Source organism: Methylophilus sp. UBA6697 (genome assembly GCF_002454655.1).
GTDB lineage: Bacteria > Pseudomonadota > Gammaproteobacteria > Burkholderiales > Methylophilaceae > Methylophilus.
In genome coordinates this window covers 40,432-53,101 of record NZ_DKJH01000019.1, presented here as the reverse complement: position 1 = coordinate 53,101, position 12,670 = coordinate 40,432, and the positions used below count along the sequence as shown (strand labels likewise).

General features: G+C 51.2%; 13 protein-coding genes. 4 read left to right on the top strand and 9 right to left on the bottom strand.

Features of this window, described 5'->3' with window-relative positions; translation table 11 throughout:
* Nucleotides 1–153 precede the first annotated feature (153 nt).
* A complete protein-coding gene (gene rpsT, locus B3355_RS05420; protein ID WP_019881458.1) occupies nucleotides 154–525 on the top strand; it encodes a 30S ribosomal protein S20 in 372 nt (123 codons plus the stop codon).
* 127 nt (nucleotides 526–652) lie between these two features.
* Here the strand turns inward: rpsT and B3355_RS05415 are convergent, their stop codons facing one another.
* The 7 genes from B3355_RS05415 to B3355_RS05385 all read right to left on the bottom strand — a co-directional run bounded on the left by B3355_RS05415 (nucleotide 653) and on the right by B3355_RS05385 (nucleotide 5,706).
* Nucleotides 653–1,801 (bottom strand): 5-(carboxyamino)imidazole ribonucleotide synthase, encoded by a 1,149-nt coding sequence (locus tag B3355_RS05415; protein ID WP_024929494.1) that lies wholly within the window; start codon nucleotides 1,799–1,801, stop codon nucleotides 653–655.
* Entirely contained in the window at nucleotides 1,798–2,292 is a 495-nt protein-coding gene (gene purE, locus B3355_RS05410; RefSeq protein WP_047514728.1) for a 5-(carboxyamino)imidazole ribonucleotide mutase, read from the bottom strand. The genes B3355_RS05415 and purE overlap by 4 nt, the downstream gene beginning before the upstream one ends.
* Before the next feature lie 35 nt (nucleotides 2,293–2,327).
* The gene (gene proB, locus B3355_RS05405; protein ID WP_024929492.1) at nucleotides 2,328–3,449 is read right to left on the bottom strand and encodes a glutamate 5-kinase; all 1,122 of its coding nucleotides are present in this window, start codon (nucleotides 3,447–3,449) and stop codon (nucleotides 2,328–2,330) included.
* 5 nt (nucleotides 3,450–3,454) lie between these two features.
* Nucleotides 3,455–4,507 carry an Obg family GTPase CgtA gene (gene cgtA, locus B3355_RS05400; protein WP_292781108.1) on the bottom strand — a complete coding sequence of 351 codons (1,053 nt, stop codon included), beginning with the start codon at nucleotides 4,505–4,507 and terminating at the stop codon, nucleotides 3,455–3,457.
* Between the two features lie 118 nt (nucleotides 4,508–4,625).
* Nucleotides 4,626–4,883 (bottom strand): 50S ribosomal protein L27, encoded by a 258-nt coding sequence (gene rpmA / locus B3355_RS05395; protein WP_019881453.1) that lies wholly within the window; start codon nucleotides 4,881–4,883, stop codon nucleotides 4,626–4,628.
* Nucleotides 4,884–4,911: 28 nt separating this feature from the next.
* Nucleotides 4,912–5,226: a 50S ribosomal protein L21 gene (rplU, locus tag B3355_RS05390; protein ID WP_019881452.1), complete on the bottom strand. Its 315-nt coding sequence runs from the start codon at nucleotides 5,224–5,226 to the stop codon at nucleotides 4,912–4,914.
* A gap of 135 nt (nucleotides 5,227–5,361) precedes the next feature.
* Nucleotides 5,362–5,706: a hypothetical protein gene (locus tag B3355_RS05385; RefSeq protein ID WP_047514737.1), complete on the bottom strand. Its 345-nt coding sequence runs from the start codon at nucleotides 5,704–5,706 to the stop codon at nucleotides 5,362–5,364.
* A gap of 116 nt (nucleotides 5,707–5,822) precedes the next feature.
* Here B3355_RS05385 and B3355_RS05380 point away from each other — a divergent pair, with 116 nt between their 5' ends.
* Both B3355_RS05380 and ccoG read left to right on the top strand, forming a co-directional pair.
* Entirely contained in the window at nucleotides 5,823–7,232 is a 1,410-nt protein-coding gene (locus tag B3355_RS05380) for a PLP-dependent aminotransferase family protein (protein WP_292781102.1), read from the top strand.
* Nucleotides 7,233–7,333: 101 nt separating this feature from the next.
* Complete coding sequence (ccoG, locus tag B3355_RS05375; RefSeq protein WP_292781099.1) at nucleotides 7,334–8,758, top strand: cytochrome c oxidase accessory protein CcoG; 1,425 nt, start codon at nucleotides 7,334–7,336, stop codon at nucleotides 8,756–8,758.
* 46 nt (nucleotides 8,759–8,804) lie between these two features.
* Here the strand turns inward: ccoG and B3355_RS05370 are convergent, their stop codons facing one another.
* Nucleotides 8,805–10,196 carry a 3'-5' exonuclease family protein gene (locus B3355_RS05370; RefSeq protein WP_292781096.1) on the bottom strand — a complete coding sequence of 464 codons (1,392 nt, stop codon included), beginning with the start codon at nucleotides 10,194–10,196 and terminating at the stop codon, nucleotides 8,805–8,807.
* Nucleotides 10,197–10,500: 304 nt separating this feature from the next.
* On the opposite strand from B3355_RS05370, the gene B3355_RS05365 reads away from it, so the two are divergent.
* Nucleotides 10,501–10,911, top strand: a complete 411-nt coding sequence (locus B3355_RS05365) for a MarR family winged helix-turn-helix transcriptional regulator (RefSeq protein ID WP_232411281.1) — start codon at nucleotides 10,501–10,503, stop codon at nucleotides 10,909–10,911.
* A 118-nt stretch (nucleotides 10,912–11,029) separates the two neighbouring features.
* On the opposite strand, the gene B3355_RS05360 is transcribed toward B3355_RS05365, so the two are convergent.
* A complete protein-coding gene (locus B3355_RS05360; protein ID WP_292781091.1) occupies nucleotides 11,030–12,658 on the bottom strand; it encodes an inorganic phosphate transporter in 1,629 nt (542 codons plus the stop codon).
* Between the last annotated feature and the right edge of the window lie 12 nt (nucleotides 12,659–12,670).

Below are 12,670 nucleotides of genomic sequence, written 5' to 3'. Positions count from 1 at the left end.
GGACTGTCAGCAGATTGAAAAGTTGGCCGATTTTACCATGCAGCAACAATCAATCGACTAAATGCGTTTTTAATCTTGCAAAAACAAAGCAAAAACAGTATGATGCACGGTTTCGTATCACACCCCTTTTGAAAGTTACAGGATAAAACGAATATGGCAAATACCGCACAAGCTCGCAAACGCGCGCGCCAATCCGTCAAAGTAAACGCGCACAATGCTGCGTTGCGTTCTACTTTGCGTACTGCGATCAAAAAAGTAATCAAAGCGATTCAAACTGGTGATAAAGCTGCTGCAGTAGCTTCTTACCAAGAAAACGTAAGCGTGATCGACCGCATCGCTGACAAAAAAATCATCCACAAAAACAAAGCTGCTCGTCATAAGAGCCGTTTGACTGCTGCGATCAAAGCATTGTCCGGTGACACACCTGCGACTTTGGCTTCTGTGAAAAAAGCAGCTGCACCTAAAGCCGAAGCGGCACCAGCTAAAAAAGCTGCTAAGCCTCGCGCGAAAAAAGCTGCTGAATAATTTCAGTAGGGGTGCATACTAAAAGAGCCGGACGGATGTCCGGCTTTTTTATTACCTAACATCCGCCACGCAGCAAAAACCAGACACAAAAAAGCCCGGACATACCGGGCTTTTTTAACAGTGTTAGTTACTCACCAATATGCAATTCACTGCGCGCCACTTTAGCGGCATTAAGCACAGCTTGCGCGTCCTCACCAATCACCGTGAAATGCCCCATTTTGCGCGCTTTGCGCGGCTCATGCTTGCCGTACAAGTGCATTTTGAGGTTACCATGCGCAAAGGCTTTATCCCACGCAGGCTCAACCTGTTTGCCGCTATACAGCCAGCTATCACCCAGAATATTCACCATGACTGCATTGCTGTGCAAATGCGGACTGCCCAATGCCTGACCGGTAATCACACGCACCTGCTGTTCAAACTGGTTGGTCACACAAGCATCCAGCGTGTAATGACCGGAATTATGCGGACGCGGCGCAATTTCATTAACCAGCAACTGGTTGCCGACCACAAAAAACTCCACGCCCAATACACCGACATAATTCAGGCTATTGGCCAGTTTTTTCGCCAATTCTTGCGCATTGGCTTTAATCACTTCGGAGCAGCGCGCCGGAGCAATGCTGATATCAAGAATACCGTTCAAATGGCTATTTTCAGCAGTGGGGAATGCAGCAATATTGCCATGCACATCGCGCGCCAGCACCACGGACACTTCCAGGTCCAGCGGTAACATTTTTTCCAGCACGCAGGTTTCCTGCTTAAAGCCCTGGAAAGCGGCCACAGCTTGTTCGCGGTTGGCGACACGTGCCTGACCTTTACCATCGTAACCAAAGCGCGCTACCTTGAGCACCGCCGGATACATATCACCATCTTGCGGCAAATCGCTTTCAGCCGTCACCGGCACAAACGGACCTATCGGCAAGCCAGAATCTTTAAAGAAGGTTTTCTCTTTGATACGGTGCTGCGCAATCGCTACGGCATCTGCGCTTGGATGAACGATGGTTGATTTTGCCAAGGTCGCCAGCGTTTCAGCGGGCACATTTTCAAATTCAGTCGAAATTGCCTGGCAGGTGTCAGCCATGGTTTTCAAAGCGGCTGCATCGTCGTATGCCGCACACAAATGCACATCAGCAATCATGCCCGCCGGGCTATTTTTGTCCGGGTCCAGCACCGTGACTTTGTAGCCCATTTCATGCGCAGCAATGACAAAGAAACGACCTAGCTGGCCGCCGCCCAACATACCCAACATGGCAGAAGGTTGAATCACGGATGATGTCATGGTTGTTCGCTCAACACCATTGCATGGACTTTTTCGGCTTGTTTTTTGCGGAAAGTCGCTAATTTCTCAGCCAAGCCAGCATCCTGGTTCGCCAGCACGGCCACGGCAAACAACCCGGCATTGGCAGCCCCTGCGTCACCAATGGCAAACGTAGCCACCGGAATCCCTTTAGGCATTTGTACGATAGACAGCAATGAATCTTGCCCTTGCAGATGCTTGGAAGGCACAGGCACACCCAATACCGGCAAGGTGGTTTTCGCCGCCACCATGCCTGGCAGGTGCGCAGCACCACCAGCACCGGCGATAATCACCTGAAAACCATTGCTTGCAGCTGACTCGGCAAACTGGAACATCAGATCTGGTGTGCGATGCGCAGATACGACGCGCGCTTCATAAGCCACCCCAAAATCTGCCAGCATTTGTGCGGCATTTTTCATCACTGGCCAGTCACTGTCCGACCCCATAATAATGGCTACCAAAGGTTTACTCATCACGTTGCCTTGCACTCTCTTCGTCTTGTTGGCAATTAAACCAATACCAGATTATCTCTGTGTATCAACTCTTTTTCTTCCACATATCCCAGCACACTTTCAATCTCGTTACTGGGTTTACGCTTAATTCTGCGCACTTCATTGGCATTGTAATTGACAATGCCACGCGCCCACTCTTTTCCTTGTGCATCGACACAGGCGACCACATCGCCACGCTCAAATTGGCCCAGCACATCCACCACACCAATCGGCAGCAAACTCTTGCCATCTTTGCTCAGCACATTGACAGCACCATCATCCAGCACCAACTTTCCGCCCACGCGCAAATGATCGGCCAACCATTGTTTCTTGGCCAGCGTTTTCATTTTGCCCGCTTTTAAATGCGTACCGATAGCTTCACCCTGGCTTAAACGCATCAGCACCTGCGGCTCACGGCCAGACGCAATCACGGTGTGCGCACCACTACTGGCCGCGCGCTTGGCCGCCAGGATCTTGGTCAGCATGCCACCCGTGCCCACCGCACTACCAGCACCACCAGCCATGCTTTCCAGCGCGGGGTTACCAGCAGTTTCAAAATTGATAAATACCGCAGCAGGGTCTTTGCGCGGATCCGCCGAATACAGGCCTTGCTGGTCAGTGAGGATAATCAGCGCATCGGCTTCGATCAGGTTTGCTACCAGCGCACCCAAGGTATCGTTATCCCCAAAGCGGATCTCTTCGGTCACCACCGTGTCATTTTCGTTGATGATAGGAATCACGTTTAAATCGAGCAGCGTACGCAGTGTCGTCCGCGCATTCAAGTAGCGCTTACGGTCTGCCAGGTCTTCATGCGTCAGCAGCAATTGCGCAGTGTGCAAGCCGTGCTGCGAGAAACACTGCTCATACATCTGTACCAGGCCCATCTGGCCAACGGCGGCAGCGGCTTGCAATTCATTCACTTCTACCGGGCGCTTTTTCCAACCCAGGCGCTGCATGCCTTCGGCGACTGCACCACTGGAAACCAGCACCACTTGCTTGCCCTGCTTGACCAGCGCACTGATTTGCTCTGCCCAGGCGGCAATGGCAGTTTTATCCAAGCCCTGGCCATTATTGGTGACCAGGCTGGAACCCACCTTCACAATCAGGGTTTTACTGTCTTGTATGAGAGAGACACTCATAAAACTTATTCTGCCGCGGGCTGAGGTTGCGCTTCTTCTAATTCGCGTTGTGCACGCGCTTGTTCAATATGGTCCATGATAGCGTAAGTCAGCGTCTGGCAACCGATACCACTAATCGCAGAAATCGGGAATACCGGGCCCTTCCAGCCATAGGCTTTCACAAAATCAGCGACTTTTTGCGCACTGTCTTCCAACATATCAATTTTGTTCAATACCAGCCAGCGCGGTTTATCGAAAAGTTCCTGGTCGTATTTCTTCAGTTCATTCACGATGGCTTTGGCTTCCTGGACCGGGTCTACCGCATCATCAAATGGTGCCAAGTCGACCAAATGCAGCAGCAAAGAGGTACGCTGCAAATGGCGCAAGAACTGATGGCCCAGGCCGGCACCTTCAGCGGCGCCCTCGATCAAACCAGGCACATCGGCAATCACGAAGCTACGATTGCTGTCGACACGCACCACCCCCAGGTTGGGATGCAGCGTGGTAAACGGATAATCGGCCACCTTTGGTTTAGCCGCGGAGACTGAGCGGATAAAGGTAGATTTACCGGCGTTAGGCATGCCGAGCAAGCCGACGTCTGCCAAGACTTTCAACTCCAGATACAGCTCGAACGCCTCACCTGGATCACCCTTGGTACATTGACGCGGGGAACGGTTGGTACTGGTTTTAAAATGGATATTACCCAGGCCGCCATTGCCGCCTTTGGCCATCATCACTTTTTGGCCATCCACACTCAAGTCCACCATCATCTGCCCGGTGGCTTTGTCACTAATGGTAGTGCCGACGGGCACGCGCAGGATCATGTCATCGCCACCTTTACCGTAGCAATCGGAACCGCTGCCGTTCTCACCGCGCTCAGCTTTAAAGGTACGCGTATAGCGGTAATCCACCAGCGTATTGATATTACGATCGGCCACCACGAAAATAGAGCCGCCGCGACCACCATCACCACCGTTGGGGCCGCCCATAGGCTCATACTTTTCGCGGCGGAACGTGGCAACGCCGTTGCCACCGTCACCGGCGTAAACTTTGATAGTAGCTTCGTCAATAAACTTCATGATTCAATTTGCCTTTTAAGCGCATGGCTGCGTTATGGTGAACAAGGCTGCATGCAATCTGCGAACTATAAAGTAAAAAGCCCCGTCAAGCGACAGGGCTTTTTACATACAACTTTGATTAAACCGCTTCGATGCTCACGGTATGACGCTTCAACGCGCCTTTGATTGCAAATTTAACTTTGCCTTCTACCAATGCATACAGTGTGTGGTCTTTACCCATGCCGACGTTTTCGCCAGCGTGCATTCTAGTACCACGTTGGCGAACGATGATGCTGCCAGCGTTAACTACTGTTTCACCGAAAGCTTTAACGCCCAGGCGTTTTGCTTGTGAGTCGCGGCCGTTACGTGAACTACCGCCTGCTTTTTTGTGTGCCATGTTTGATTCCCTCTAGCAATCTGCTTAATTATTTAGCAGAAATAGTGTCGATTTGAATTTCGGTATAGCTCTGGCGATGACCTTGAGTCTTACGGTAGTGCTTACGACGACGCATTTTAAAAATCATCACTTTGTCGCCACGGCCATGTGATACCACAGTCGCACTCACTTTAGCACCGGCCACCAAAGGTGCACCAATCGTAGTTGACTCGCCGTTAGCAATCAACAACACTTTGTCGATCACAACAGTAGAACCAACGTCACCAACCAATTTTTCTACTTTTAATTTGTCACCAGCGGCTACTTTGTACTGTTTGCCACCTGTTTTAATCACTGCGTACATAATGATGCCTTAAACGTCGCCTTTTAAAGAACCCGCAATTATACGCAATTTATTGCAGAATGCAAATATATTTGCGCATGTTTTTCACGGCTGCCCAGCCCACTGGATTAACAGCCTGACTTGCCATCCAACACCTTATTTTACAGCGTTTCGCCAGGGCCGGATACTGCCATTGGTGTAATAACGATACACCGCAAACACGCATTCCAGCAATTCGGCAGAGAGCTGGGTATCCTCGCCCGTCGCCGTGCGTAGCGAAGCCACGCGATACATTGGCTGCATTTCAATATTATTCAATGAACTCAGCGGTTGAAAATGCACACAGGCAAGCGGATGATCCTGCTGCAACAAGTGCACGTTAAACATATCTGCGACCTTTAGCTGCAGCGCCTGCCCGTCGTGCATGGTTAATGCATAGTGTTTTTTATTCTGTTGCGCCACGCTTTTCACTGCCGACATCAGCAATTCAGAGATATGCATGCCTAGCCTTTTTCACAAAAGATAGCAGCTTATCGCGGCCAGGCATTGCCGAACAGCGGCAGTTTAGATTAAATTAACCATATCAGATTATGTGCTTAACGGCAGCAAGGCCCGTTGTGAAGAAATACGAAATCATCGCCGAAGAAATCGCCAGCGCGATTCAGCAAGGCCTGCTCAAGCGTGGTGACAAACTGCCCTCTATCCGCCAGATCCAAACCAGCAAGCAGGTCAATGCATCTACTGTATTCCAGGCTTACTATCTACTGGAAGCTCGCGGCCTGATTGTGACACGGCCGCGCTCTGGCTATTACGTCGCCGGACCACTGCGCAGTGAACGCCTGTTACCGCACACCGCCAGCGACGAAGGCACGCCCACCACATTGCAAGTCAGCGACCTGGTGTTCAACCTGCTGGAGCGCATTAAAGACCCGCAGCAGATTCCGTTTGGCTCAGCCTTTCCCAGCCCGTTGTTATTCCCGCTGTCAAAACTGGCCGATCATATGGCCAGCACCGTGCGCCGTATGCAGCCGCAAGATACGGTCAGTGACATTGGTCAGGGCGATATCGCCCTCCGGCGCCAGATTGCATTGCGCTACCAACTGGATGGCAAACCCACCGACCTCAGTGACATTGTGATTACCAATGGCGCACTGGAAGCACTCAACCTCTGCCTGGCCGCCGTGACCCAGCCTGGCGATAGCGTAATTATCGAGTCGCCCAGTTTTTATGCGGCTTTACAGGCAATTGAGCGCATGGGTTTGCGCGCGATTGAAGTGCCCAGCCACCCCGAGCAAGGCATAGACCTGGCGGCATTGGAACGCGCCATTATTCAGCACCAACCCAAAGCCTGCTGGTTGATGACCAACTTTCAGAACCCAACCGGCAGCCTGATGCCGGAGCAAAAAAAGCAGGCCTTGGTCGAGTTGATCACGCGCTATCAATTGCCCATGATAGAAGATGATGTGTACCGCGAATTATATTTTGGCAAACAGCGTCCGCTACCTGCCAACACCTGGGACAAAGAAGGCTGGGTGATGCATTGCAGCTCTTTTTCAAAAGCGCTGGCACCGGGCTACCGTGTCGGCTGGGTATCCGCCGGACGCTTTGCCGAAAAAATCACCCGCTTAAAAATATCCACGACCCTGGCCACCTCAATACCAGCACAACTGGCATTAGCGAGTTACCTGGCGAAAGGCGGCTATGACAAACACTTGCGCCAGTTGCGACACCAACTCATGTTGCAGCAATTACAATTCTCGCAAGCCATCCACCAGCACCTGCCACCACAAGTGCGCTTTACCTTGCCGCAAGGCGGCTATTTCTTATGGCTACAGCTACCCGATCAACGCGATAGTTTGCAGCTGTTTCAACAAGCGATTGCCGAGAACATCAGTCTCGCCCCCGGCCATATGTTTTCGTCACAACAGCAATACGCCAGCTATATCCGGCTCAATTACGGGCATACCGTTAATCACGTGCATTTGCAGGCCATTGAACGCCTGGGGCAACTGATCAAGCAGGCGTGAACATCGCGCATCTGATATGGTTTTTTAACAGAAAACTGAATCTGTTTTAAATTAACCTTCTCTTTTACACTGCACTCGTCTTATTGATACCGAGTGCTTGTATGACATCTTCACGCAGTAAACCTGTGATCCCGATTGTGGCAGCCCCTGTCGCCGGGCAGACTATTTCGCTTTATCAGAAAACACCCAAGGTCTATCCACGCTCAGTCAGCGGCTATTTTAAAAATTGGCGCTGGCTGATGATCTGGCTGACACAATTAGTGTTTTACGGCATGCCCTGGCTGCAATACGGCGGCCGTCAGGCACTGTTGCTGGATATCGATACCCATCGCTTCTACCTGTTTGGCCTGGTGATTTTTCCGCAGGATTTGTTTTACCTGGCACTGCTACTGATCATTAGCGCCCTGGGCCTGTTTTTATTTACTGCAGTGGCAGGCCGTCTCTGGTGCGGGTTCTCCTGTCCGCAATCGGTGTATACCGAGATCTTTTTGTGGATGGAGCGCACGATAGAAGGTGACCGCATGGCCAGGCAAAAACTGGATGGCCAGCCTTGGGGCGCACACAAAATCGGCATTAAAGTGAGCAAGCACTCCGCCTGGCTGGCTTTTTCATTGGTCACCGGCTTTACCTTTGTCGGTTACTTCACGCCGATACGCGAATTATTCAACGACATGGTGCAATGGCAAATGGGCGGTTGGTCCTGCTTCTGGCTAGGATTTTACGGACTAGCCACTTATGGCAACGCCGGTTTTCTGCGCGAACAAGTATGCAAACATATGTGCCCCTATGCGCGCTTTCAAAGTGCGATGTTTGATAATCACACCTTGATTGTGGCCTATGACAGTGCGCGTGGCGAACCGCGTGGTGGCCGCAGTAAAAACCAGGATTACCAGGCAGATGGCCTGGGCTCATGCATAGACTGCAATATCTGCGTGCAAGTGTGTCCGGTCGGTATCGATATCCGCAATGGTTTGCAATATGAGTGCATCAGCTGCGGCTTGTGTATTGATGCCTGCAATGACATCATGGACAAAATGCAGTACCCACGCGACTTAATCCGCTTTTCCGCGGCGGGCCTCAGCGGGCAACACAAACTACGGCAACATCTGCTGCGGCCACGCGTGCTGATCTATAGCGGATTATTTGTATTGATAACTGCCTGGTTGGGCTACGGGCTGCTGCATAAACCCGATTTCAAGGTCGACATCATGCGTGACCGCAATATCATGTACCGCGAAACCGGCCATGGCATTGAAAACCCTTACCAGTTGCACCTCACCAATGCCACCGAGCACAATCAGCGCTACCAGGTGCGCGCCCGCGGCATAGACGGCTTGCGTGTGGAAAGTGAGCAGATACTAATAGCCGCTTCTACTGAGGAAATATTAGTGCCTTTAAGTTTATCTGTGCCTGCGAGCGATCTGCAGGGCAGCCATCGCATCCAGATTGAGGTAACAGCGCTCTCGAATGATGGAAAACCGAATGGCGAGCAAGTATCCACCAATAGCACTTTTTACCTGCCCTGATACGTACCCTACCCCTTACCCGTGTACACGGTTGGTGAACGCTTTCCTAACCAGCCAGATCCAGTACACGGGTCTTTTTCTGTGACAGCATTTTCAACAGTAATTTGTAGCTATCGAGGTCAAACTTGAGCGCTGTTTTTTGCTCGCGTAAAGCCAGCAAACTCTCGTTATCCACCGCCACGCCTACATACACCCAGTGCTCAAACACGTGAATCTGACGTAAATCATTTTCGAGGTTGTATTCTTCTATGCCTATTTTGCCACGATACGGCCAGGCTTTGAGCTTATGTGCCATCAGTGCTTGCTGCACACGCAAGGCATGCATCTCGGCAGATTCCTGCCCGCAACAGACGCCTTTACAGCGTTTAAGTTGATAAACAAAACACGGCCCGTCACGCCCGGTTTCCAGCCCCAGTGTTTTGGCACACAAGTGACTCAGGTCAGCAATCTTGCGTAAGGTCTCAACAGCTTGCCGCTTGCTCCTAAACGTACCGAACAAATGTGCCATTTGGCTAGGGTCAATCTCATCCTCATTCACCAGCCTGACTATCGGTTGTGCACCAGCCACTAACTGCCAGCTGCACAACTGGCGCTCGCGCCGCAATTGCCGGTTATAAATCGGCATGCGTTCTTTCACCAGCCGTGACTCCAGCAACAAGGCACTAAATTCGCCTGCGGCGGGTATCCATTCAAAGCGTTTCATTTCCTGTGTCATGCGCATCTCTTTGCTAGAGGCATGATCACTACTGAAGTGCGACAGCACGCGTGCGCGCACATTGACACTTTTACCTATATATAAAGGCAAGTCGTTCTCGCCATAAAACAGGTAAACACCTGGCGCCTCAGGCAACTCGCCGACCAGACTGGCATCGATATGTGGCGGCAAGGTCGGTGCGGCCATTAACTTCAGCGCAGCGGCCTGCACCACCTCTGCGCCGAGGTCACGCCTGGCATCATTCAACATGATCAATATCGCCTCGACATCACCCATGGCGCGGTGACGTGCCAGGCCGGTGATCTGGTGACGGGCGACAATCGCATCTATACCGTGACTATAATGCTGCGGGTATAGCAGGCGCGAGAGTTTGACCGTACACAGCACTTGTTGCCGCAAAGTAATATTCAGGCGTTTGAATTCCGATTTTAAAAAGCCATGGTCAAAACGCACATTATGCGCAGCCAGCACGGAGCCTTCCAAAAACGCTAATAATTTATCCGCCACTTCGGCAAACAGTGGGGCATCGGCCACCATGGCGTCGTTAATACCAGTCAAGGATTGAATAAACGGCGGGATAGGCTGTTGCGGATTAACCAAGGTTTGCCAGCGCAAAGTTTCAACACCGTTGTCAAAGCGCACCAGCGCAATCTCGGTGATACGGTCACGTAAAGGGGTCGCCCCGGTGGTCTCGAGGTCAAGAAAAGTCACGGAAGGCAACATAACGCGGAAGGCTTTCTACTGCACATGAATTGGGCTGGAATATCCATCCATTTTAACGCACTTTAATCTATTCGCCGCCATCCTCAAACACAGCCATTCCCCGCTTCATCAGGGTCTTTCACCTCAAAATGGCTATGAATACCCAGATTTACGCTGTGAGGTCTCATATCTTATACAAAACCAGTGTTTCTCCTACAAAACAGCTATAGACACTCACCCCGATTGATGCTGTAATGATTAATGATTCCTATTAATGACAATATAATTTTTAAAGCTCATGCCTAACCTCTATTTGGAAAACCAATTGTGCTTTTCGCTCTACTCGGCAACCCATGCCTTGCTGCGCTCTTACAAGCCCGATCTGGACAAACTCAACCTGACTTATCCGCAATATCTGGTATTGGTCGCCCTCTGGCAATACAAACAATTGTCGATTAAACAAATCGCCGAAAAACTGATGCTGGAACCAGCCACTATCACGCCGGTGGTCAAACGCCTGGAAGTGAAAAAGCTGACCAAACGCACACGCCAGAAAGATGATGAGCGCGTGGTGATTGTCAGCCTGACCGAAGAAGGCCAGGCCTTGCGCAGCAAGCTGTCAGATGTACAAAAACGTGTGGCCTGTGATACCGGGCTTAACAACAGCGCGTTTGATACCCTGAATCAAACGTTGAATACCCTGACCAAGAATGTAACGGCTAAAATCCCTGACTAGCCGTTGGTCATTCCAAGCTACTCCCGCCGCAGTCACAAGCAGCCTCAGCCAGACAAAAGAAATGTAGCGTATTAGCGCTTGTACATTTCTTTTGTCGTTAGCATCCGCTTAAACACATTTAAAACAAATGTGTAAACAGCCAGTACAAACTGCCTGACAGCACCATCGCCATAGGCAAAGTCAGCACCCAGGCCATCAGCAGGTTGCGGATGGTAGACATTTGCAAGCCTGATTTGTTTGCGGCCATGGTCCCCGCCACGCCTGAGGACAATACATGGGTGGTCGATACCGGCAGGCCATACATATCCGCAGCGCCTATCATGGTCATGGCGACCAGCTCGGCCGATGCACCCTGGCCGTAAGTGAGGTGCGTTTTACCAATTTTCTCACCCACCGTGACCACAATGCGTTTCCAGCCCACCATGGTGCCCAGGCCCAGGGCAATCGCAACCGCCACTTTTACCCACAGCGGAATAAATTTGGTTGCGCCATCAATTTCCTTTTTGAACGCTGTCACATTGGCTTTGGTATCAGCGTCAAATTTAACGCTTTCATCTTTGTCCAGAAAACGAATGGCCTCAGAAACCAGGTACATATCGTTACGCACGTTACCTACCTGCTCGGCAGGCACTTCAGCAAAGGTACCATGCGATTTCACCTGCTCACCTATGCTGCCAGTCATGGCGGCCAAGGCAGGCACCACTTCAGAGGTAACGGCCTTTGTGCGCACATACTCAGTGAGCACATGGCGCGCAGCTTCGCTGCTGGCAGGCTCGGCTAAACTGGTGCTGTGCGCCAGTGATTGCTGAGTGACTTGTGCCACGGCAACAAACTGCGTCATTTGATCCACCGGCATGGCGCGGTTCAAAGCGTAGGCCATAGGCACTGTCCCCACCAGAATCAACATAATGAGGCCCATGCCTTTTTGGCCATCATTGGAGCCATGCGCAAACGATACGCCGGTACAGGTCAAAATCAACAAGCCGCGTATCCACAGTGGCGGTGGTTTATTGCCTTTAGGTTCTTGATACAGCTCTTTGCTTTTGACAAATGCTTTCAGGGCAAGTAACAATAAAGCCGCAAAAAAGAAGCCGATTAACGGTGAAAGCAATAAGGAATAACCGATTTTGGTCGCCTGCGCCCAATCGACACCACTGGTGCCATCACGACCATGCATCAAGGCGTTGGCAACCCCCACGCCGATAATAGAACCAATCAAGGTATGCGATGAGGAAGCCGGCAAACCCAGCAACCAGGTGCCTAAATTCCACATAATGGCAGCGATTAACAAGGCAAACACCATGGCAAACCCGGCGCCCGAGCCCACTTGTAAAATCAGCTCGACGGGCAACAGGGAAATAATGCCGAAAGCCACGGCACCACTAGACACCAACACGCCCAGAAAGTTAAAGGTGCCCGACCAGATCACCGCAAAGTTAGCAGGCAATGAATGGGTATAAATGACAGTGGCCACCGCATTCGCCGTATCGTGAAAGCCATTCACAAACTCAAAGCCGAGCGCAATTACCAACGCCACACCGAGCAAAATAAATGGCACCCAGGTAGTTGTCTGCGCACCGGTATCCGTCACATCATGCATCAGACTAAAGCCGGTATACACCAGGCCAATCAGCAATAAGCCAACAAATACCGCCATGGTCAGCGCACCAGATTTCTTATCGAGATTAGGTTTAGAGGAAGACGCACTATGTAACAGCGTCGAATGACTAGCCGCTGAAGTATCCATCAATATTCTCCG